This window comes from Paracoccus nototheniae (genome assembly GCF_004335005.1).
Taxonomy (GTDB): Bacteria; Pseudomonadota; Alphaproteobacteria; order Rhodobacterales; family Rhodobacteraceae; genus Paracoccus; species Paracoccus nototheniae.
In genome coordinates, this window is the sequence record NZ_RQRT01000070.1 from 1 (window position 1) to 21,910 (window position 21,910).

At 68.4% G+C, this 21,910-nt stretch carries 24 protein-coding genes; 17 read left to right on the top strand and 7 right to left on the bottom strand.

From position 1 onward, the window contains the following. Positions 1–403 (top strand): energy transducer TonB family protein (locus EG885_RS18495; RefSeq protein WP_131577523.1); only part of this gene is annotated, 403 nt, incomplete at its 5' end. A 155-nt stretch (positions 404–558) separates the two neighbouring features. On the opposite strand, the gene EG885_RS18500 is transcribed toward EG885_RS18495, so the two are convergent. From EG885_RS18500 to EG885_RS18515, 4 genes are all read right to left on the bottom strand, one after another. Continuing rightward, entirely contained in the window at positions 559–1,317 is a 759-nt protein-coding gene (locus EG885_RS18500) for an iron ABC transporter ATP-binding protein (protein WP_131577525.1), read from the bottom strand. Beyond that, on the bottom strand, positions 1,314–2,249 hold the full coding sequence (locus tag EG885_RS18505) for an iron chelate uptake ABC transporter family permease subunit (protein WP_131577574.1): 936 nt from the start codon (positions 2,247–2,249) through the stop codon (positions 1,314–1,316). The genes EG885_RS18500 and EG885_RS18505 overlap by 4 nt, the downstream gene beginning before the upstream one ends. A 61-nt stretch (positions 2,250–2,310) precedes the next feature. Further along, a complete protein-coding gene (locus EG885_RS18510) occupies positions 2,311–3,264 on the bottom strand; it encodes an ABC transporter permease (RefSeq protein ID WP_131577527.1) in 954 nt (317 codons plus the stop codon). Beyond that, positions 3,264–4,178 carry a siderophore ABC transporter substrate-binding protein gene (locus EG885_RS18515; protein WP_131577529.1) on the bottom strand — a complete coding sequence of 305 codons (915 nt, stop codon included), beginning with the start codon at positions 4,176–4,178 and terminating at the stop codon, positions 3,264–3,266. The genes EG885_RS18510 and EG885_RS18515 overlap by 1 nt, the downstream gene beginning before the upstream one ends. A gap of 228 nt (positions 4,179–4,406) precedes the next feature. On the opposite strand from EG885_RS18515, the gene EG885_RS18520 reads away from it, so the two are divergent. The 9 genes from EG885_RS18520 (at position 4,407) to EG885_RS18560 (ending at position 10,134) form a co-directional block, all read left to right on the top strand. After that, a complete protein-coding gene (locus EG885_RS18520; RefSeq protein WP_131577531.1) occupies positions 4,407–4,694 on the top strand; it encodes a DUF2218 domain-containing protein in 288 nt (95 codons plus the stop codon). Positions 4,695–4,835: 141 nt separating this feature from the next. Continuing rightward, positions 4,836–5,450: a ribonuclease D gene (locus EG885_RS18525; RefSeq protein ID WP_131577534.1), complete on the top strand. Its 615-nt coding sequence runs from the start codon at positions 4,836–4,838 to the stop codon at positions 5,448–5,450. Positions 5,451–5,519: 69 nt separating this feature from the next. Then, a complete protein-coding gene (locus EG885_RS18530; protein ID WP_242679735.1) occupies positions 5,520–6,488 on the top strand; it encodes a KpsF/GutQ family sugar-phosphate isomerase in 969 nt (322 codons plus the stop codon). Positions 6,489–6,551: 63 nt separating this feature from the next. Continuing rightward, on the top strand, positions 6,552–7,184 hold the full coding sequence (locus EG885_RS18535; protein ID WP_131577537.1) for a hypothetical protein: 633 nt from the start codon (positions 6,552–6,554) through the stop codon (positions 7,182–7,184). 105 nt (positions 7,185–7,289) lie between these two features. Then, entirely contained in the window at positions 7,290–7,778 is a 489-nt protein-coding gene (lptA, locus tag EG885_RS18540; protein WP_131577541.1) for a lipopolysaccharide transport periplasmic protein LptA, read from the top strand. Beyond that, complete coding sequence (gene lptB, locus EG885_RS18545; protein ID WP_131577544.1) at positions 7,778–8,527, top strand: LPS export ABC transporter ATP-binding protein; 750 nt, start codon at positions 7,778–7,780, stop codon at positions 8,525–8,527. Before lptA ends, lptB begins: the two co-directional genes overlap by 1 nt. A 208-nt stretch (positions 8,528–8,735) precedes the next feature. After that, positions 8,736–9,311, top strand: a complete 576-nt coding sequence (gene hpf / locus EG885_RS18550; protein ID WP_131577548.1) for a ribosome hibernation-promoting factor, HPF/YfiA family — start codon at positions 8,736–8,738, stop codon at positions 9,309–9,311. Positions 9,312–9,396: 85 nt separating this feature from the next. Further along, the gene (locus EG885_RS18555; protein ID WP_131577552.1) at positions 9,397–9,861 is read left to right on the top strand and encodes a PTS sugar transporter subunit IIA; all 465 of its coding nucleotides are present in this window, start codon (positions 9,397–9,399) and stop codon (positions 9,859–9,861) included. Between the two features lie 84 nt (positions 9,862–9,945). After that, positions 9,946–10,134: a hypothetical protein gene (locus EG885_RS18560; RefSeq protein ID WP_131577555.1), complete on the top strand. Its 189-nt coding sequence runs from the start codon at positions 9,946–9,948 to the stop codon at positions 10,132–10,134. A 178-nt stretch (positions 10,135–10,312) separates the two neighbouring features. On the opposite strand, the gene EG885_RS18565 is transcribed toward EG885_RS18560, so the two are convergent. Further along, positions 10,313–11,179 carry a branched-chain amino acid aminotransferase gene (locus EG885_RS18565; RefSeq protein WP_131577558.1) on the bottom strand — a complete coding sequence of 289 codons (867 nt, stop codon included), beginning with the start codon at positions 11,177–11,179 and terminating at the stop codon, positions 10,313–10,315. A 155-nt stretch (positions 11,180–11,334) separates the two neighbouring features. On the opposite strand from EG885_RS18565, the gene EG885_RS18570 reads away from it, so the two are divergent. Genes EG885_RS18570 through EG885_RS18590 form a run of 5 tightly spaced genes read left to right on the top strand, consistent with a single transcriptional unit; the run spans position 11,335 to position 18,225 of the window. Beyond that, positions 11,335–11,853: a MarR family winged helix-turn-helix transcriptional regulator gene (locus tag EG885_RS18570; RefSeq protein WP_242679736.1), complete on the top strand. Its 519-nt coding sequence runs from the start codon at positions 11,335–11,337 to the stop codon at positions 11,851–11,853. Positions 11,854–11,860: 7 nt separating this feature from the next. Next, complete coding sequence (locus tag EG885_RS18575; protein WP_131577560.1) at positions 11,861–12,562, top strand: response regulator; 702 nt, start codon at positions 11,861–11,863, stop codon at positions 12,560–12,562. 31 nt (positions 12,563–12,593) lie between these two features. Further along, on the top strand, positions 12,594–13,412 hold the full coding sequence (locus EG885_RS18580; protein ID WP_131577562.1) for a uracil-DNA glycosylase: 819 nt from the start codon (positions 12,594–12,596) through the stop codon (positions 13,410–13,412). Between the two features lie 54 nt (positions 13,413–13,466). Continuing rightward, positions 13,467–14,828, top strand: a complete 1,362-nt coding sequence (locus tag EG885_RS18585) for an efflux RND transporter periplasmic adaptor subunit (RefSeq protein ID WP_131577564.1) — start codon at positions 13,467–13,469, stop codon at positions 14,826–14,828. Further along, positions 14,821–18,225, top strand: a complete 3,405-nt coding sequence (locus EG885_RS18590; protein WP_242679737.1) for an efflux RND transporter permease subunit — start codon at positions 14,821–14,823, stop codon at positions 18,223–18,225. The genes EG885_RS18585 and EG885_RS18590 overlap by 8 nt, the downstream gene beginning before the upstream one ends. A 43-nt stretch (positions 18,226–18,268) precedes the next feature. Here the strand turns inward: EG885_RS18590 and EG885_RS18595 are convergent, their stop codons facing one another. Continuing rightward, positions 18,269–19,177, bottom strand: a complete 909-nt coding sequence (locus tag EG885_RS18595; protein ID WP_242679738.1) for a protein-disulfide reductase DsbD domain-containing protein — start codon at positions 19,175–19,177, stop codon at positions 18,269–18,271. Between the two features lie 215 nt (positions 19,178–19,392). Between EG885_RS18595 and EG885_RS18600 the strand changes: the two genes are divergently transcribed. After that, positions 19,393–19,923, top strand: coding sequence for a YqgE/AlgH family protein (locus EG885_RS18600; protein WP_242679739.1), 531 nt, complete (start codon positions 19,393–19,395; stop codon positions 19,921–19,923). A gap of 237 nt (positions 19,924–20,160) precedes the next feature. Here EG885_RS18600 and map read toward each other — a convergent pair whose 3' ends face one another. Continuing rightward, on the bottom strand, positions 20,161–20,958 hold the full coding sequence (gene map / locus EG885_RS18605; RefSeq protein ID WP_131577570.1) for a type I methionyl aminopeptidase: 798 nt from the start codon (positions 20,956–20,958) through the stop codon (positions 20,161–20,163). A gap of 112 nt (positions 20,959–21,070) precedes the next feature. Between map and EG885_RS18610 the strand changes: the two genes are divergently transcribed. Beyond that, entirely contained in the window at positions 21,071–21,811 is a 741-nt protein-coding gene (locus tag EG885_RS18610) for a competence/damage-inducible protein A (RefSeq protein WP_131577572.1), read from the top strand. The last annotated feature ends 99 nt before the right edge of the window (positions 21,812–21,910 follow it).

A 21,910-nucleotide genomic window follows, 5' to 3' on the forward strand; every position in this document is an offset into this window, starting at 1 on the left:
AGCCCCCGCCGATGCGCCCGCAAGGCAGGCCCCGCCCGCCCAACGCGCGGGCGAGGGCGGACAATCCCAGACCACCCGTCCCGCAGGCGGCGGCGGCGGAGCCAGCGCCGCCACACAGGCCAGCGCGATGTCGCAATGGGGCGCACAGATCGGCAGCTGCATCAGCCGCCGCGCCGCCGCGCCGCGTGGCGTCCGCCAGGGCGGGCGGGTGATCCTGTCATTGACGATCGCCAATGGCGGAACGATCCAGGCGGTGGGTCTGGCCGGATCCTCAGGTCAGCCGCAGCTGGATCAGGCAGCCCTGACCGCCGCACAGCGCGTGGGCCGCTGCCCCGGCGCACCGCGCGAGCTGACCGATGCGACCTATTCGTTCCAGCTGCCGATCATCATCAACGTCCGCTGACCAACCGCCAGACGCCGCTCACGGACATCCCCGCGCCCCTTTCATCCTGGCAAAAACATCCCGCGGGGGGTCAGCCAAAGGCTCGCCATCGGGTCAAGAACCTCTGGCTGACGGGGTATGAAACCCCCACCTGCGGCCCGGGCCATGCGCCGCGCTCAGACGTGATGCAGGACCAGCGGCCGCCCCAGATGCTGACCCACCCGGATCGGCGCATCGTACAGATCCGACAGCAGCGCCTCGGTCAGCACGTCTTTTGCCGGGCCTTCGGCGACCACGCGCCCGTCCTTCATGGCGATGACGTGATCGGCCCAGGCTGCGGCATAGTTGATCTCGTGGACGACCATGCCGACGCTGCGCCCGGCCTCGTCCACCAGCATGCGCAGGCGGCGCATCAGGGCGCGGGCATGGGCCATGTCCAGATTGTTCAGCGGTTCGTCCAGCAGCAGCCAGTCGGTATCCTGCGCAAAGGCCATGGCGATATGGGCGCGCTGCGCCTGCCCGCCCGACACCTCGTCCAGAAACCGCGTGGCCAGCGGCGTCAGGGCAAAGGCCTCCAGCGCCGCGGTCACGCGGGCGCGGTCGTCGGGACCGGGGCGGCCTTTGTGATGGGGCCAGCGGCCAAAGGCGACCAGCTCGGCCAGCCGCAACCGGCTGGCGATGGCGGTCTGCTGGCCCAGAATGGCCATGACACAAGCCAGCCGGTCGGTGGGCGTGGTGGCCACATCGTGACCCGCCACGGTGATGCGGCCCGTCTGCAACGGCTCCAGCCGCCCGATCAGGCGCAGCAGGGTGGATTTCCCGGCCCCGTTCGGCCCGATCAGCGCGGTCAGCCGCCCCTTGGGCAGCCGGGTCGAGATATCGTGCAGGATCGGCGTGCCGCCGATCGCATGGCTCAGCTGATCGATCTGGATCATCGGATGCGCCCCTTCAGCAGCAGATACAAAAAGAACAGCCCGCCCGCGAATTCGACCACCACCGACAGGGTGGCGGCCTGTCCCAACTGGCGTTCGAACAGCCATTGCCCGCCCACCAGCAGGATCGCGGCGGACAGGGCGGCGGCGGGCAACAGGACCGCATGGGCGGCACTGCGCATCAGCCCATGGGCCAGCCCCGCGACGATCAGCCCAAAGAAGGCCACCGGCCCGACCAGCGCCGTCGAGACGGACACCAGCACCGCGACCAGTCCCAGCACCGAAAGCGTCACGGCCCGGTGGCGCAGCCCAAGCGAGACCGCCGGATCGCGCCCAAGCGCCAGCACATCCAGCCGCGAGGACATCCGCCACGCCATTGCGACGGCCAAGGCCGTCACCGCTGCGGCCCAGGGCAGCAGCGTCGCCTCGACCCGGTTGAAGCTGGCAAAGCTGACCGCCTGGACCACGGCAAATTCGTTGGGATCCATGATCCGCCCCAGAAAGCCGGACACGGACCGGAACAGCACGCCCAGAATCACCCCGGTCAGGATCATGCGCGGGATGTCGCGCGCGCCGCGCAGCAGCAGCGTGCCAAACAGCAGGCAGGCCAGCACGGTCATGACCGCGATCTCGGACAGGAACTTGGCGCCGGGGGGCAGGCCCGCAAAACCCGCGCCGCCCAAGGCCATGACCAGCGCCGTCTGCAGCAGCACATAAAGCGCGTCGAACCCCATGATCGACGGGGTCAGCACCCGGTTCGCCGCCACCGTCTGAAAGAGGATGGTGGACACGCCGACGGCCACCGCCACCGTGACCAGTGCCGCCAGCTTGGCTGCGCGCAGGCCCAGGATAAATCCGCGATTGCCCGCGCCCAGACCCTGCCACATCCAGACCGCCGCCAGCAGCGCCAGCAGCAGGGCCATCCCGCCCAGCATCAGGGCGGGGCGGCGGTTCTGGCCCATGCCTGCGGGGATCGGGCGGGCAAGCCCGGTCGCGCTATCCATGGGCGGGCCTGCGATGCAGCAGCCACAGGAACAGCACCGCGCCCAGCACCCCCAGGATCACCCCGGCGGGCATCTCATAGGGGCGGATGACCAGCCGGCCCAGCAGATCGCAGGCCAGCACCAGCACCGCGCCCGACAGCGCCACCACGGGCAGCGAGGCGCGCAGATTGTCGCCCATGACCCGTGCGACCAGATTGGGCACGACAAGCCCCACAAAGGGAATCATCCCCACCGTGGTCACGACCATCGCCGTCACCACCGACACCACCGCCATGCCAAGCCGCATGACCGCCGCCGTGGACAGGCCCAACCCCGTCGCCACCTGATCGCCAAGGCCCAGAATGGCAAAGCGGTCGGCGGAAAACCACGCCAGCCCGGCGGCCAGTGCGGCGATCCACAACAGCTCGTACCGGCCCGCGATGACGCCCGAAAACTCTCCACTGTACAGCCATGTGCCGACATATTGCATCAGGTCGGTCTGCCAGCCGATGAAGGTCACGACCGATCCCAGCACGCCCGACAGCACAAGGCCCGCGATGGGGACCAGCATCACCTCGCGCACGGGCAGGCGGCGGATGACGGCCAGAAACAGCGCGGTCGACATCATCGCCGACAGGCTGGCCGCCAGCATCCGCAGCCAGAGGGGGCTTTCGGGCCACAGGATGGTGATGGCCAGCAGGCCAAGCGCCGCGCCCTCGGCCGTGCCCGAGGTGTCGGGACCGACAAAGCGGTTGCGGACCAGCGCCTGAATCAGGACGCCCGCCACCGACAGCGCCGCCCCGGTCAGCGCCACCGCCATCGTGCGCGGCAGCCGCGATTCCAGCAGCACCAGCATGGCCTGAGGATCGCGGAAGATGGCGCGCAGATCGACATGGGCGGCGCCGATGGTCAGGCTGGCCAGCATCAGCGCCACCAGCGCCGATGACAGAGCGGGCAGCAGGCGCATCAGCTGTCGGCGCCGTCCGACAGGGCGGCGGTCAGCTGGTCCAGCGTGGCCGTCAGCGCGCCATAACCGCCCGCCGCGATATAGGTCGCCGCCGGGTCCAGATAGATGACCTGATCCTGCTGCCAGGCGGTCGTGCCCTCGACCAGAGCCGATCGCAGCGTGGCCTCGGCACCCTGCCCGTCGGCGCCGATGGCGGCGCCCCGGTCGACGACCAGCAGCCAGTCGGGATTGGCTTCGGCGATGAATTCATGGCTGATGGCCTGACCGTGATTGGCCTGATCCAGCCCCGGCACGGCCTCGGCCATCCCGGTGGCGGCAAAGATCCAGCCAAAGCGCGAATCCTTGCCATAGGCCGACATCTTGGGCCCGTTGGTCATCACGATCAGCATCGAGCCCTGATCGGCGGCGGCCTTGTCCAGACCGGCCAGCTTGTCGTCCAGCGTGGCGGTCAGGGCGGCGGCCTCATCGGTCTTGTTAAACAGCGCGCCATAGCCCTCGATCCGGGCGCGGGCATCGGCCAGAAGGTCGGTGCCAAGCGTCATGTCGATGGCGGGTGCCACCTGCGACACCGCCGAAAGCTGGGTCGCGGACCGCCCGCCGACGATGACCAGATCGGGGGCGAGGCCGGCCAAAGCCTCCAGATCCGGTTCGAACAGGGTGCCGACGGGGGCGGCATCGCCCGCCGCATCGCGCAGGGCGGGAACAAGGATCCTGTCGATCGTACCGGTGGGCGCGACGCCCAGTGCCGTGATCGTGTCCAGCGCCGCCATGTCATAGACCGCGACCGATTGCGGCGTGCCGGGCAGGGTGACCGGGCCTTGCGCGGTCGGCACGGTGATCTCTTGTGCCAGGGCGGCAAGGGGGGCCGCGCAAAGGGCGGTGGCCAGAAGGCCGGACAAAGCGATGCGGCGCATGGCAGATCCTTTCGGGACGGGGCCGCCACAAGGGGCGGTCGCTGTGACGTGACGCCTTGGGGGTTAGCGCTGTCCGAAGGGGAGGGCAAGAATGGCCGGGTCTTTTTGTCGGGATATGGCGCCGATTTGTTGACAAATTTACTTGGTGGCCTTAGCTGGCCTGCGAAACGCGCAGTCCGGGCCTGACAGATCGGGCCTGCCGGATCGCGATGCGAAAGGACCGCCCCGATGCAGATGACCGCCACCCTGCCGACTGCCCGCGCGCCTGCCCTGATGGGAACGATGGCCAAGCATTTCGGCCATAAAATCCCCGTCGAGGTCGCCGATGACCATGCCGTGCTGCGTTTCGAGATGGGCGAGGCACGCCTTGCCGCACGCGCCGACCAGCTGGATCTGACGCTGCACTCTGCCGACGCCGCCGCGCTGGAGCGTCTGCGCGAGGTCGTCGAAAGCCATCTGATGCGCTTTGCCCATCGCGAAGACCCCGCGCCGCTGGTCTGGCACGCGGCAGGCTGAGGGCACCTTTGGGGCGGCGCGCCGCCGTCCCGGGGGCCGCTCGCGCGATTTTCGCTGGATCGGCGGGCCGGTTTCTGGTCAGAGAGGCGCCAAGGCAGCCGGTCCCCCTTGGATCGGCCGTGACCCAAGGCAGGACCGGCGATGAGCATCCATCTGTATCCCAACGACCTTCCCGACGATCTGGTGCTTGGCCCGGTCGTGGCCATCGACACCGAAACGATGGGTCTGGACCCGCGCCGCGACCGGCTGTGTCTGGTCCAGATGTCGTCGGGCGACGGCGAGGCGCATCTGGTCCAGATCGACCGGGGCCAGACCGAGGCCCCGAACCTGACCCGCCTGCTGACCGATCCCAAGGTGCTGAAGCTGTTCCATTTCGGGCGCTTCGACGTCGCCGCACTGGAAAATGCCTTTGGGGTCGTGACCTCTCCGGTCTGGTGCACCAAGATCGCCTCCAAGCTGGTGCGGACCTTTACCGACCGGCACGGGCTGAAGGTGCTGCTGCAGGAGCTGGTCGGCGTCGATGTCAGCAAGCAGCAGCAGACCAGTGACTGGGGCGCCGCCGATCTGTCGGATGCCCAGCTGGAATATGCGGCGTCCGACGTTCTGCATCTGCACAAGCTGAAAGAGGTGCTGGAAGAGCGGCTGAAGCGCGAAAACCGGCTTGGGCTGGCGCAGGCGTGCTTTGACTTTCTGCCCGCGCGTGCCCATCTGGATCTGCTGGGCTGGGGCGACGAGAGCGATATCTTTCGTCACTGAAGGCCGGAACCTTGCCCGGGGGCGGTGACCGGGGGCGCTTCGCCCCCCGGACCCCCCGAGGATATTTGAGTGAAGAAGAAGGGGCTGGCACGCGTGGCGGATTTCATCGGGACGGGACGGCGGGTGATCGAGACCGAGATCGCGGGGCTGCAGGCCCTGTCGGCGGGGCTGGGGGACGCGTTTTCCCGCGCGGTCGAGATGATCCTGGCGGTCAAGGGCCGGGTGATCGTGTCGGGCATGGGCAAATCGGGTCATGTCGGGCGCAAGATCGCCGCGACTTTGGCCTCCACCGGGACGCCCGCGCAGTTCGTCCACCCCGCCGAGGCGAGCCACGGCGATCTGGGCATGGTCACCGCCGCCGATCTGGCCCTGGTGCTGTCCAACAGTGGCGAGACGCCCGAACTGGCCGATATGATCGCCCATACGCGGCGGTTCTCGATCCCGCTGATCGGGGTGGCGGCGCGGCCCGGATCGACCCTGATGCGGCAGGCGGATCTGGCGCTGGCCCTGCCCGCCGCCGCCGAGGCCTGCGGCAACGGGATCGTGCCCACGACCTCGACCACCATGACGCTGGCTTTGGGCGATGCGCTGGCCATCGCGCTGATGGAGCATCGCCGTTTCACGCCGGAACATTTTCGCACCTTTCATCCCGGCGGCAAACTGGGCGCGCTGCTGGCCAAGGTGGGCGATCTTATGCACCACGCGTTGCCGCTGGTGGATCTGGCCGCGCCGATGACCGAGGCGCTGCTGGTGATCAGCCAGAAGGGCTATGGCGTGACCGGGGTGACCGATGCGACCGGCGCACTGGTGGGGATCATCACCGATGGCGATCTGCGGCGCCACATGCAGGGCCTGCTGGATCTGGATGCGGCGGCGGTCATGACGCCTGCGCCCCGCACCATCGGCCCCGAGGCGCTGGCAGGCGCCGCGCTGGCCCAGATGCAGGATCGCAAGATCACCTGTCTGTTCGTGGTCGAGGACGCCCGCCCCTGCGGCATCCTGCATATCCATGATTGCCTGCGCGCCGGGCTGGTCTGATCGCATGGCCCGGCCCGCTTGTTTCCGGTCCGCTTGTCCCCGTCATCCGACCCCGGTCGGGTCATGACGCGCACGCGGATCGTGCGATGGCTGAGGGTGCTGCTGCCGCTGGTGGCGCTGGTGATGTTGTCGACGATGTTTCTGTTCTCGCGCCGCCCCGACGCCGAATCGCGCATCCCCTATGCCGAGGTCGAGGCCGAGGAGGCCGCGCGGCAGGGGCGCATCGTGGCGCCGGAATATAGCGGCGTGACCGGTGACGGCGCGCGGCTGTCGCTGCGCGCGGCAGAGGCTGCCCCCGGTGCGGGTGGCGGGGCGGCGGGCGATCTGCGGCTGGACTGGGACCGTCCCGGCGGGCCGGGGGTGGCGGGCCTGCGGGCCGGGCTGACCGCGCCGCAGGGCGGATTGCAGGACGGTCTGGTGCGGCTGGAAGGCGGCGTCCGGATGACGACCAGTTCCGGCTGGCAGATGGACGCGCCCGAGATCGAGGCGCGCACCGACGCCTCGGTCATCACCGCCACCCAAGGGGTGGAGGCGCAGGCTCCGTTCGGCTGGATCGAGGCCGGGCAGATGCGGCTGTCGCCCGCCGACGCGGGGGATGACGCGGCTGCAGAACGGGAGGCCCAGGACGGCGCGGCGGGCGGCAATGCTGCGGTCTTGCGTTTCTCGGACGGTGTGCGTCTGATATACCAGCCCTGAGACGGCCTGCGATACCACCATTGCGACCGACATCGCCCCGATGCGGACCCACCCGCCGACCCACCCAAGGCCCCTTGCGCGGCCCCGACCTGACCGAGGTTCCCGATGACGCTTCGCCCCCTGCTGCCCGCTCTGATCCTGTCGCTGGCGGCAGCCTTGCCCGCCATGGCCCAGAACGTCGCTTTTGGCGGCATGCAGGCCGACATCTCGGCCCCGGTCGAGGTGGCGGCAGACAATCTGACGGTGGATCAGACCGACGGCTCGGCGCTGTTTTCGGGCAATGTGGTGATCGGGCAGGGCGAGATGCGACTGTCCGCCGATGAGGTCACGGTGGATTATGCCCCGGGCGGGCAGGAGCGGATCAGTTCGCTGACGGCCATCGGCAATGTCACCCTGGTTTCCGGCGAGGATGCGGCCGAGGCGCAGCAGGCGGTTTATGACGTGGCGGCGGGCAATGTGGTGCTGACCGGCGATGTGCTGCTGACGCAGGGCGGCAACGTGCTGCAGGGCGACCGGGTGACGGTCGATCTGGCCACGGGGGCGGCGCAGGTGCAGGGGCGCGTCAGGTCGGTCCTGCAGCCGGGGCGCGACTGATGCGGCGCGCAGCGGCGGCCACGGGCGACGGGCTGGACGTGCGGGGGTTGCGCAAGTCCTATCGAAACCGGCCGGTGATCCGCGATGTGTCGGTCACCTTGCAGCGGGGCGAGGTCGTGGCCCTGCTGGGACCGAACGGATCGGGCAAGACGACCTGCTTTTACTGCATCGCCGGGTTGGTGACGCCCGATGCGGGGCAGGTCATGATCGACGGGCAGGATGCCACGCGCCTGCCGATGTTCCGCCGCGCCCGGATGGGCATCGGCTATCTGCCGCAGGAAATGTCGATCTTTCGCGGGCTGACGGTCGAACAGAACATTATGGCCGTGCTGGAGGTGGCGCTGGACGATCCCCGCCACCGCCGCGACCGGCTGGAGGAACTGCTGGCCGATTTCTCGATCAGTCATCTGAGGAATGCCCCCGCCATGGCCCTGTCGGGCGGCGAACGCAGGCGGGCCGAGATCGCGCGCTGCCTGGCCTCGGATCCCGGCTTTCTGCTGCTGGACGAACCCTTTGCGGGCGTCGATCCGATTGCCGTGGGCGAGATCCGCACGTTGGTCCATGCCCTGAAATCGCGCGGCATCGGGGTGCTGATCACCGACCATAACGTGCGGGAAACATTGGGGATCGTGGACCGGGCCTATATCTTGCATGACGGGCATGTGCTGATGTCGGGCACGACCGATCAGATCGTGGCCGATCCGCGTGTGCGCGAGGTTTATCTGGGCGACAGTTTCTCGATGGCCTGAGGGGCGGGGCCTTGCACCGAGCGGGGGCGGGACGATGCTTTTCGCGGTCACGACCCTCGGTGGCCCGTTGACAGATCCCTCTTGCTGTCACCAAATTGAGACATGCGGAAGGTGTGCCGGTGGGCCGCCCCCGCGCAACCCGTTTCCGCCCTTGCCGGCCTTTGAACGGGCAGGCGCCGCGAAGACGGGCAACCGGAGAGGAGTGACGATGCGCTATACCATCAGCGGAAAACAGATCGATGTCGGGGATGCCCTGAACACCCATGTCAAAACCGAGCTGGGAGAAACGATCGAGAAATATTCGCAGCGCCCCACCGATGCGGCGGTGACCTTTTCCAAGGACGCCCATCAGTTCCTGTGCGATTGCGTGGTGCACCTGTCCACCGGGCTGACCGTGCAGGCGCGCGGCACCGCCCATGACATCTATGCCGCCTTCGAGGCCTGCCGCGAAAAGATGGACAAGCAGCTGCGCCGCTACAAGCGCCGGCTGAAGGATCACCACAAGGATCATGCCGAACCGGTTGTCTTCGGACAGGCCGACAGCTATGTGCTGGCCCCCGAGGATGATGATGCGGAATCGCAGGGTGGCAGCCCGGAGCCGATCATCATCGCCGAAATGGAAAGCCGTGTCCCGACCCTGTCGGTGGGCGATGCGGTGATGCACATGGAACTGTCCGGCAGCCCGCTGCTGGTGTTTCGCAACGAGAAACATGGCGGCGTCAATGTCGTCCACCGTCGTGATGACGGCAATGTCGGATGGATCGACCCGCGCGGCAATGGCTGAGGCCGCCCGCGCGCAGACCTGATGTGACGCACCGCCCTCCGACATCGCTGTCGGGGGGCGGACAGCTTGGGAAAGACAGGACGCGATGCAACTTGCTGAAATCCTCCGGCCCGGGGCGGTCCGCTCTCTGGGGCAGGTCACCTCGAAGAAACGGCTGTTTCAGGAACTGGCCGATCTGGCCCATGCGGCCTATGGGCTGAACGCCCCCGAGGTGCTGGACGCGCTGCAGGAACGCGAAAGCCTGGGGCCGACGGGCGTCGGACAGGGCGTGGCGCTGCCCCATGCGCGGCTGCACGGTCTGGACAAGGTCGCGGGCCTGTTCCTGCGGCTGGACAAGCCGCTGGATTTCGACGCGGTGGACCGCCAGCCGGTCGATCTGGTCTTTGCCCTGCTGGCTCCGGAAAGCAGCGGTGTCGATCACCTCAAGGCGCTGGCGCTGGTCTCGCGCACGCTGCGCGATCAGGATCTGCGTGCCAAGCTGCGCGCCAATGACGACCCGGTCGCGCTGCATGCGGTCCTGTCCGCCGCACAGGGCATCAAGGCCGCCTGAAGGCCGCCTGGACCACGACAGGGGTTCAATTCAGGCCGGATCGGTCCTATATCTGAAAGACGCCACCCTTGAAGGAGGTCTTTCATGAGCAAGCATCCGACCGACCAACCCCGCACCCGCGGCGCGTCGCGCCTTGCCGCATTCCTGCGCCAGGATCTGGCGGAGAGCCCGTCGCAAGCGACGCTGGCCCTGCAGTCCCGGCCCCAGAGCCGCGACGCAGCATCCCGAAAGACCGCCGAATTCCTGCGCATCGCCCGCCACCGAACGGACTGACATCCCGCGCCGCGATAAAAAGATGGGGGGCCGTCTGCCCCCCAAGCGCGTGCCGCGCTTTCCCCCCGAGGATATTTCCAGACCAATGCAGGACCAAGGCTGAGCCTCTGCAGCGGTCCTGAAATATCCCGGGGGAATCGCCGTCAGGCGATGGGGGCAGCGCCCCCTTGCAAGGCCGTCAGGCGCGGACCAGCGCCTCGTAGCTTGCGGCGACGTCACGGGTGATCTGGCCCACCTGAAAATGCCAGTCGCCGATCTGGCCGACCGGGGTGACCTCGGCGGCGGTGCCGGTCAGCCAGCATTCCTGAAAGCTTTCCAGCTCATCGGGCAGGATGCGGCGTTCATGGACGGTATAGCCCTTGTCCCTGAGCATCTCGATGATGGTCTGGCGGGTGATGCCGTTCAGGAAGCGGTCGGCCATCGGCGTGTGGATCTCTCCGTCGCGGACGAAGAAGATGTTGGCGCCGGTGGCTTCGGCCACATAGCCTTCCCAGTCCATGAACAGGGCATCCGAGCAGCCCTTGGCCTCGGCGGCATGTTTGGACATGGTGCAGATCATGTAGAGACCGGCCGCCTTGGCGGCGGTGGGGATGGTTTCGGGGCTGGGGCGTTTCCATTTGGCGACGTCCAGTTTCGCGCCCTGCCATTTGGCATCGCCGTAATAGCTGCCCCATTCCCATGCCGCGACCGCCATGCAAACCGGGTTTCTGGCCGCCGACACGCCCATGTCCAGCCCCGACCCGCGCCATGCCACGACGCGGACATAGGCGTTGTCAAAGCCGTTGGCCTCCAGCACGGCCTCTTTCGCGGCGTCGATGTCTTCGGCGGAATAGGGGATCGGCATGTCCAGAAGCCGGCCCGACTCGATCAGGCGCAGCGAGTGTTCGTGGCCCTTGAAGATCTTGCCGTCATAGCACCGTTCGCCTTCGAAGACGGAACTGGCGTAATGCATCGCATGGGTCAGGACGTGCACCTTGGCATCGCGCCAGTCGACCAGTTCCCCGTTCATCCAGATCTTGCCGTCGCGATCGTCGTAAGCCAGCATCTTCTTGTCTCCATCCGCCGCCCTTTTTTGCGATTCTTGCGTCTGTCAGGGCGGATTTGGCATGTTTGTTACGCAAGATGCTTGACGGCTAGCAATCAAGGGTTAGAAAGTCAACAACGCTGCCCTATCAGGCAGCAGCGATATCGGGGACGGGCATGCAGGACAAGGCGCGCATACAGGCGATGGTGGGCGAGGATCTGCTGTTTCTGACCGACGACCAGCTGCGTCGCGGGATCGAGGCGATGTTCTTTGCCTATCGCGCCTTCACCTCGGATCCGGACATGATTCTGGCGGATCTGGATTATGGCCGCGCCCATCACCGGGCGCTGCATTTCATCCACCGCGATCCGGGGCTGACGGTGACCTCGTTGCTGGCGGTGCTGGGGGTGACCAAGCAGTCGCTGAACCGGGTCTTGCGCACATTGATCGATGACGGGCTGGTCGACAGCCGGATCGGGCGCCGCGACCGGCGCGAACGCCAGCTGCACCTGACCGTCTCGGGGACCGCGCTGGAGCGTCGCCTGTCCGAGGCGCAGCGGGCGCGGATGCGCGCCGCCTATCGCAATGCCGGTCCGCAGGCGGTGGCAGGTTTCCGGCAGGTGCTGGAAGCGATGATGGACCCCGAGACGCGGGCGCAGTATCAGGCCCTCAAGGATTTGTCAGACGACCGCTGAGGCCCCCATGACCGCACCCGACACCCATCTGCTGGTCGTTGACGACGACGAACGCATCCGCGCGCTGCTGGGGCGGTTTCTGCGCAAGAACGGGTTCATGGTCACCATGGCCCGTGATGCCGCGCAGGCGCGCAGGCTGCTGGCCGGGCTGGAATTCGATCTGATCGTCATGGATGTCATGATGCCCGGAGAGGATGGTCTGGCCCTGACCCGCCATCTGCGCACCCGCATCGACACGCCGATCCTGCTGCTGACTGCCCGGGGCGAGATCGAGGACCGGATCAGCGGCCTTGAAAGCGGTGCCGACGATTATCTGGCAAAGCCCTTCGAGCCGCGCGAATTGCTGCTGCGGATCGCGGCGATCCTGCGCCGGGTGCCGGTGGTGGAGCTGGCCCAGCCCAAGTTCCTGACGCTTGGCGCGCTGCGCTATGACACCGACAAGGGTGAATTGTGGTCGGGCGATGCGCCGCTGCGGTTGACCGGGACGGAAACCGCGCTGTTGCGGCGGCTGGCGGCCAGCCGGGGCCAGCCGGTCAGCCGGGCCGAGCTGATCGACGATCTGGGGCGCGGCAATCCTGACGAGGATAATGGCGAACGCGCCATCGACGTGCAGATCACCCGCCTGCGCCGCAAGATCGAGCCCGACCCGCGAGAGCCGCGTTTTCTGCAGACCGTGCGGGGCACCGGCTATATGCTGGTGGTGGACTAGGGGCGGTCATCGGCCTAGCGTGCGCCTCGTGATGGATCAGGCGACATATCAGGGAATCGCGCTGGACGCGGACACCGCGCTGGCGCTGCTGGACTGGCAGCTGGAGATGGGCTGCGACGTGCCCATGACCGATGCGCCCATCGACCGGTTCGATCTGCCCGCGCGGGTCGCGCCCACAGCGCCCCCGCTGGTTCTGGAGGCGCCATCCCTTGGTGCCGCGACCGAGCCCGACGACCTGGCCGCGCGGCTGGCCGAGGCCGGCGCGCTGGCGGCGGCGGCGGGTGATCTGGCGGCGCTGGCCGCCGCTCAGGAAGGCTTCGACGGGATCGAGCTGAAGAAGGGCGCGCGGAATTTCTGCTTTGCCGACGGCAATCCGGCGGCCCGCGTGCTGATTCTGGGCGAGGCGCCCGGCGATGAAGAGGACCGGCAGGGCCGTCCCTTCGTGGGCCGCGCGGGGCAGATGCTGGACCGCATGTTCAGCGCCATCGGGCTGGCCCGCGATGCGGTCGATGCGGAACGCGCGGTCTATATCACCAATGTCCTGACATGGCGTCCGCCGGGCAATCGCGACCCCAGCCCCGATGAAATTGCCGTGAGCCTGCCCTTTCTGCGCCGCCATATCGAGCTGGCCCAGCCCGATCTGATCGTGCTGATGGGCAACATCGCCTGTCAGGCGGCGATCGAGAAACGCGGCATCCTGCGGCTGCGCGGCCAGTGGGTGCAGGCGTTCGGGCGTCCGGCCCTGCCGATGACCCACCCCGCCTATCTTCTGCGCAACCCTGCCGCCAAGCGCGATGCCTGGGGCGACCTGTTGTCGCTGCAGGAGCGGCTGGAATCGCTTTCCGTTTAGATTCCGTTTGCCCATCATGCGCTACGCCGGTCGTCTTAAAGGCGGACCCATCTCATGCGATTTCTGACCCGCGGCCTGTCCGGGCTGTTCCTGACCTTCCTGACGCTGGCCCTGCTGTTTCTGGCGGGGTTTCAGCTGTGGCAGGCCGTGGCCCTGCGCGGCGCCAACGGCGGACCTGCGCGCGGCCCCGGCGAACAGGTCTATGCCGCCCGGCTGGTGACGGTGGCGCCCGAGACGGTGCAGCCGGTGATGCAGGTTTTTGGTCAGGTCCGCTCGCGGCGCGAATTGCAGCTGCGGGCCGGGGCGGGGGGGCGGATCGTCCAGCTGGACCCGGCCCTGCAAGAAGGCGGGACGGTCGTCGCGGGGCAGTTGCTGGCGCGGATCGACCCTGCCGCGGCGCAGGCGGCGCTGGACAGCCGTCAGGCCGAACGCGACGATGCCGAGGCCACGCTGGCCGACACCCGTCGCCGCGTCACCATCGCCGCGCAGGATGTGACCGCTGCCGAACGTCAGGCCGAACTGCGCGAGGCCGCCGTGACCCGGCAGGGCCAGCTGGCCGAACGCGGCCTTGGCACCAGTCTGGACCGCGAGACGGCGGAACTGGCGGCCTCGACCGCGCAGCAGACGGTAATTGCCAGCCGCGCCGCACAGGCCGATGCGCAAAGCGCCGTGACGGCGGCAGAGAATGCCCTGCGCCGGGCCGAGATCGCCCTGACCGAGGCGCGCCGCGCGCTGTCGGACACCGAGATGCGGGCGGGCTTTGACGGGCGCGTCACCGGCGTCACGGCGGTCGAGGGCGGGCTGGTCAGCGTCAACGAACAGCTTGCCACGATCATCGACCCCACCGCGCTGGAGGTGCAGATCCCCCTGTCGCTTGGCCAGTTCGCGCGGCTGTCCGGGCCGGATGGCGCTTTGCTGGCGCAGCCGGTGACGGTCTTTCTGGATGGCAGCGCGGGCCAGCTGACCGCCGAGGCGCGGCTGGACCGGGCGGCGGCCTCGGTCGTCGAAGGCTCGGCCGGGCGGGTGGTCTATGCGGGCGTGACCGGGGCTGCGGCGGCGCTGCGGCCCGGCGATTTCGTGACCGTGCGGATTGCAGAGCCGGCAGTGGCCGGGGCGGCGATGATCCCTGCCACCGCGCTTGGATCGGAAAGCGCGGTGCTGGTCGCGGATGCGGACGGGCGGCTGGAAAACGTGCCGGTGACGGTGCTGCGCCGTCAGGGCGACGATCTGATCATCGCGGTGCCTGCAGCCCTGTCGGGCGCGCGCATCGTGGCCGAACGCGCGCCGCAGCTGGGCACCGGCATCCGGGTCCGCGATGCCGCAGGCGGACCCTCGGGCGGTGCCATGCCGGAACGGCCCGGCGGACCGGATGCCGCCGGGGCGCGCGCGCCGGGTCAGGGGCCGACCCGTGGCTGAGGCCCCCCGTCCCGACCTGCCGCGTCCCGACCTGCCGCGCGCTGGCCTCATTGCGCTGTTCGTGCGCCACGCCACCTTGGCCAATCTGCTGCTGGCGGTGATGGTGGTGGCGGGTCTTTATTCCGCCCCGCGTCTGCGGGCGCAGTTCTTTCCCGATACGGTGGTTCAGGAAATTCAGGTCACCGTCCGATGGGACGGGGCTGGCGCCGACGATGTCGACCGGTCGGTCGTGGGGGTGCTGGAACCGGCGCTGATCGCGGTCGAAGGTGTGGCCCTGACCGCCAGCCAGGCCAGTCAGGGCAGCGCCCGTATCACTCTGGAATTCGAACCGGACTGGGACATGTCGCGCGCCACAGGCGAGGTCGAGGCGGCGATTTCCGGCGCCGGCGATCTGCCCGAGGGCGCCGAGGAACCCGAGGTCACGCGCCGCGCATGGCGCGATGCGGTGACCGATGTGGTCATCTCGGGGCCGGTGGGGCTGGACCAGCTGGGGCGCATCGCGGACGATCTGACCAACCGTCTTTATACGCGCGGCATCACCCGTCTCAGCGTGTCGGGCCTGTCGGCCCCCGAAACGCTGGTCGAGATGCGCATGGCCGATCTGGTCCGCCATGACGTCACGCTGGAACAGATCGCCGCGACCATCGCCGCCGCTGCGGCGCCGACCCCGGCAGGCGATGTGGCTCAGGGCGCCTCGCGTGTGCGGACCGGGGCCGAGACGCGTGGACCCGCTCAGGTCGCGGGGCTGGTTCTGACGGCGCTGCCCGATGGTACCCAGCTGACCATCGGCGATGTGGCCGAGGTCCGCGACACCGGCATCGACCGGGGCGTCGCCTCATTCGTGGATGGCAATCCGGCGGTCACCATCTCGGTCCAGCGCAGCGCCTCGGGCGATGCGATCGGGATGCAGCAATCGGTCCAGCAGGCGGTGGATCAGATGGCGCCCAGCCTGCCGCAGGGCGTCACGGCGGAACTGGTCCGCGCGCGGGCCGAACAGATTTCGGCCCGGCTGTCGCTGCTGCTCGACAATGCGCTGATGGGGCTGGGGCTGGTGCTGGGGCTGTTGTTCCTGTTCCTGAACGCCCGCACCGCGATCTGGGTCGCGGCGGGGATTCCGGCGGCGCTGCTGGGCGCGGTGGCGCTGATGTATGCGGCGGGCATGACGATCAACATGATCTCTCTGTTCGCGCTGATCCTGACGCTTGGGATCATCGTCGATGATGCGATCGTTGTGGGCGAACATGCCGATTACCGCGCCCGCAAACTGAACGAGCCGCCGATGCTGGCCGCCGAACGAGCGGCGGGCCTGATGGCGGCGCCGGTCGTGGCGTCCACGCTGACGACGATCATCGCATTCGCCGGGCTGGCACTGATCGGCGGGCGGTTCGGATCGCTGGTCTCGGATATTCCGATGACGGTCATTCTGGTGCTGGCGGCGTCGCTGGTGGAGTGTTTCCTGATCCTGCCCAATCACATGGCCCATGCGCTGGCGCATCAGGCCAAGGATCGCTGGTACGACCGGCCCTCGGTCTTCGTGAACCGCTGGCTGGACCGCTTTGTGGCGGGGCTGTTGCGGCCTCTGACGCGGCTGGTGCTGCGGGCGCGCTATCCGGTTCTGGCGCTGGTCGTGGTCGGGCTGTCCTGGTCGGTGGCCTCGCTGATGACGGGAAAGGTGCCGTGGCGGTTCTTCGACGCGCCCGAACAGGGCAGCGTGTCGGGCAATTTCGCCATGCTGGCCGGGGCCACCCGCGACGACACGCTGCGCGTCATGGGGCTGGTCGCCGATGCGGTCGATGGCGTCGCCACGGAATACGAGGCCGAATACGGCATCCGCCCCATCACCCATGTGATGACCCAGATCGGCGGCAATTCGGGCCGTCCGCTGCCCGGTTCGGAAACCAAGGATGCCGACCTGCTGGGTGCCGTCCAGATCGAGCTGATCGACCCCGATTTCCGCCCCTATTCCAGCTTCGAATTCGTGGCCGCCCTGCAGGATGCGATGCCCACCGACCCGCGCCTTGAAACGATCAGCTTTCGCGGCGGACGGTCGGGACCGGGGGGCGATGCCATCTCGGTCCGCATGACGGGGGCCGATGCCCAGCAGCTGAAGGCCGCCGCCGAGGCGCTGAAGGCCCGGCTGGCCGCCGCCCCCGAGGTGTCCGCGCTGGAAGACAGTCTGGATTACGACAAGGACGAACTGGCGCTGCGCCTGACCCCGCAGGGCGAGGCGCTTGGCTTTACCACAGACACGCTGGCCCGCGAATTGCGCCAGCGGCTTGGCGGGATCGATGCCGCCACCTGGCCCGAGGGCACCCGCACCGGTGCCATCACCGTGGAACTGGCCGAGGATGACCGCCGCGCCGATTTTCTGGACCGGATGATGATGCGCACCGCCTCGGGCGATTGGGTGCCCTTGGGCGATATCGTGACGGTCGGGTCCGAGGCCGGGTTCTCGGTCGTGCGCCGTGAGAATGGCGAGCGGATGATATTGGTCACCGGCGACATTTCGGGCGACGATCCGGCCGGCGCGGCGGACATCACCGCCGATCTGCAGGACCGCCTGCTGCCCGACATCGCCGCCGAATTCGGCGTCAGCTATGACGTGACCGGTCTGGCGGAGCAGGAAAGCGCCTTCCTGACCGAGGCGCTGACCGGTTTCGCGCTGGCGCTGACCGGCATCTACATGGTGTTGGCCTGGATCTTTGCCAGCTGGACACGGCCCCTGGTGGTCATGTCGGTCATTCCCTTCGGATTGATCGGCGCGGTCTGGGGCCATTGGCACTGGCAACTGCCGCTGAGCCTGTTTTCGGTCGTGGGCCTGATTGGCATGTCGGGGATCATCATCAACGACTCGATCGTGCTGATCTCGACCATCGACGAATACCGGCGCGACCGGGGGCTGCGCCCGGCGATCCTGGATGCGGTCGCCGACCGGTTCCGCCCCGTGCTGCTGACCACGGCGACGACCGTGCTGGGGTTGGCGCCGCTGCTGTACGAACGCTCGTCTCAGGCGTTGTTTCTGAAGCCGACGGTGGTGACGCTGGCCTATGGGCTGGGCTTTGGGATGGTGCTGGTGCTGCTGGTCGTGCCGGCGGTGCTGGCGGTGGGCGACGATCTGGCCCGCGCCCGGCAGGGGTTCCGGCGCAGCCTGCGGCCCGGCCCCCTGCGCGGCGTGATGCGGGGCGCCAGCCTTGCCGCCGGGCTGGGGCTGGTGGCGGTGCTGGGTCCGGTGACGCTGTTGCCCGCGCTTGGGCTGAGCCTGCCGGTCTGGTGGCCGGTGGCGGGTTCGGCTGGCACGGCGCTGCTGGTCTATCTGGCGCTGCTGGCGGTGATCGCGCTTGGCGCGGCGGTGGCGCAGGGGCTGCGGGGCAGATCGGCGCGGTCCGGCCTCGCTTGACCCCGGTGCGCCGCTCCGGTGCCCCGCTTAATCGGTGACCCGATTAACCGGCAGGCGCGCAGCCCATCGTCTCGGTCGCCCGGGCGCCGTCTTCGGGGATGACCGTCATGCGCAGGGCCGCCGGGTCCAGATCAAAGGGCCGACCACTGGGGCCGACCATCTGCACGACGGCCTCGGGCCCTGCGGGCCCCGCCGCGATGCGCGCGCCCGAGACCCAGACCTCGGGGTGGCCGGTCAGTTCGATCGCGGCCAGCGCGGCGCCTTGCGGCGGCAGGTCCATCGCGACGCTCAGCCCGTCCTCGATCTCGGTGACGCGGCAGGCCGGGCGGTGATCCAGCCGCTGCGGCTCGGCGGCCAAAGCGGCGGTGATCGCGGGATCGGGCGCATCGCCCGGCGGCGGCGCCACAAGATCCAGCGAGGCGGGCACGCAGATGTTTTCGCACAGGCCCAGATCGATCAGGGCACGGACCTGCACCGGCTGGCCGGGATCGGCAGGCCGGGCGGTAAAGGGCAGGATCAGCCGGTCATTATAGCCCATCTCGGGCATGCCACCCGAATCGATCGCCTGAGGGGCGGGCCAGTGCAGCGTGACATCGCGCAGATTGGTGCCACCCTGCCAGTCGAAATGCGGCGGCAGGCCGGTATCGCCGGGGCTGCGCCAATAGGTCTTCCAGCCCGGCGCCAGCTGCAGCTCCAGCGCCATGACGCGGTTGCCTGCACCATCCGTCCAGCCGGGCAGCAGCCGCGCCGATTGCAGGCCCGGCGGCAGATGGGGGTCGGACTGGCCCGATTGCGCCGGTGCGAAGGCGGGCAGGGGACCGGGTTTTCTGACATCGGACTGTTGGGCGGCGGACGGTTGCGCCCCCAGGGGCTGGGCTGCGGCCTGATGCGTCAGGCCAGTCAGCGCAAGAAGCAGCCCGAGGGCCATGGACAGGCGGGGATGATCGATCATATCCCCAGCCTTACCTGCGCGGCGCGCCCCGGGGGAAGTCACAATACCGCGCAAGCCTTGCATCATCCGCGCCCAGACCCGATCTTGACGGAAAAGGAGACATGATGAGCAGCACCCCCTTCGATCCTTCCCGCACCAGCCCCTTCGGCGCGGCCCCCTCGGATGTGGACCCGGATGATGACGGCCAGAACCTGACCGGCAAGATCCTGATCGCCATGCCCGGCATGGTCGACCCGCGGTTCCAGCGTTCGGTGGTGCTGGTCTGCGCGCATTCCGACGAAGGCGCGATGGGGCTGGTCCTGAACCGGCCCCTGCCCGAGGTCGGTTTCGACGACCTGCTGGAGCAGTTGGGCATCGAGGTCGAGGGCGACGCCCGCCGCATCGAGGTCCGCTTCGGCGGCCCGGTCGAGCCGGGGCGCGGCTTCGTGCTGCACAAGGTGGCCGAACATGGCGAAGATCCCGAGGGGCGCCTGCGCATCGGGCAGGCGCTGGCCATGACCACCACGCGCGACATCCTGGTCGAACTGGCCCAGGGCCACGGTCCCGACCCGGCGGTTCTGGCCCTGGGCTATGCGGGCTGGGGTCCGGGGCAGCTGGAAACCGAGATGTTGGCCAATGGCTGGCTGACCGGAAACGGTGCCGAAGACCTGATCTTTGATCCCTCGCATGACGACAAATGGCAACGCGCCCTGAAAGCGCAGGGCATCGATCCGTCAGTATTGTCGGGAATGGCGGGGCGCGCCTGACATCGCGTCCCGCGACAGCCGGGGGCGCTTCGCCCCGTCGCCGGTCTGTCCTCGGACCGATGGCGCACCGACCGGCCCCCCCCCCGAGGATATGTTCATGAAGAAGAAACAGCTTTGAGCAGCTCGTCAGGGTGCATGCCGTCGTTTGGCGCAACGCCCTCTTTTCATCTTGGCACAAATATCCTCTGGGGGTCCGGGGGGCGAAGCGCCCCGGGCCATCGCGGGACGCGATGCTTTTCAGCGGGCTTCGGGGAAGAACCTGTCCGAGGGGGTGAAGATCTCGCAGCCGGATGCGGTGACGCCGATGGAATGTTCGAACTGGGCGGACAGGGATTTGTCGCGCGTCACGGCGGTCCAGTCATCGGCCAGCACCTTGGTTTCCGGACGGCCCAGATTGATCATCGGCTCGATGGTGAAGAACATGCCCTCTTCCAGCACCGGGCCTTTGCCGGGGCGGCCGAAATGCAGCACGTTCGGGGGCGCGTGAAAGACCTTGCCGATGCCATGGCCGCAGAAATCGCGCACGACGGACATGCGCCGGTCCTCGGCATAGGTCTGGATGGCGGCGCCGATATCGCCGAAGGTGGCGCCGGGGCGCACGGCCTCGATCCCCTTCATCAGCGCGTCATGGGTGACCTGCAGCAGGCGCTGCGCCTTTAGCGGCGCGCGGCCCGCGACATACATGCGGCTGGTATCGCCGAACCAGCCGTCCTTGATCACCGTCACGTCGATGTTCAGGATATCGCCATCCTTCAGCAGCTTGTCGCCGGGGATGCCGTGGCAAACGACATGGTTCACGCTGATGCAGCTGGCATGCTGATAGCCGCGATAGCCGATCGTGGCCGAGGTCGCGCCCAGTTCGGCCACGCGCCGGGTGATGAAATCGTCCAGCGCGCCGGTGGTCACGCCGGGTTCGACCATCGGGCCGACCTCGTCCAGGATCTGTGCGGCCAGCGCGCCTGCCGCCCGCATGCCCGCGAAATCGCCGGGCATGTGGATGCGGATGCCCTCTTTGGTGATAAGGCTGTCGTCCATCGCGGATCCTTTCTGTCTGCGACCCTAGATAGATGCGCGCGCCCACTTGTTCCAGCCCTTCGCACCGGCCTAAAAGAAGGCCACCCCATTTCCCCAAGTCACGGACAGTGCCATGCAGTCTGACAACCCCACCGCCGCCATCCTTGTCATCGGCGACGAGATCCTGTCGGGCCGCACCCGCGAGGGGAACGCCCATCATCTGGCGCAGGTGCTGACCGCGACCGGGTTCGACCTGCAGGAAATCCGCGTCGTGTCCGACGATCATGACCGCATCGTGGCGGCGATCCGGGCGCTGGATGGCAGTCTGGGCGGGGATTACGATCTGCTGTTCACCTCGGGCGGGATCGGGCCGACCCATGACGACATCACCGCCGATGCGGTCGCCGCCGCCCATGGCACCACCGTCGAGATCCATCCCGGTGCCCGCGCCCTGTTGCAGGACCGCTGCGACCGCATGGGGATGGAGCTGACCGAGAACCGGTTGCGCATGGCCCGCATCCCGGTGGGCGCCGCGCTGATCGACAATGCCGTCTCGGCCGCGCCCGGCTTTTCCATCGGCCATACCCATGTGATGGCCGGGGTGCCCGAGGTCTTTCGCGGCATGGTCGACTGGCTGATCCCGCGCCTGCCCGGCGGTCGCCCGGTCTGTTCGCAAAGCGTCGAGGTGCGGCGCGGCGAAAGCGACGTGGCCGAGGATCTGCAGGCCGTTGCCGGGGAATTCGCCGATCTGTCGCTTGGATCCTATCCGTTCCGCGACGAGACGGGCTGGGGCACGAACCTTGTCGTGCGCGGATTGGACGCGGCTCGCGTGGATCAGGCGATGGCGACCCTGAAGGCCCGGATCGGACTGTGATGACGGGGGCCGTGATGGATCGGCCCGATGCCGATCTGGCCGCCGCCTTCGAGGCGACATGGCCGCCCGCGCGGACCGTCCTGTGCGGCGGGCTGGAGG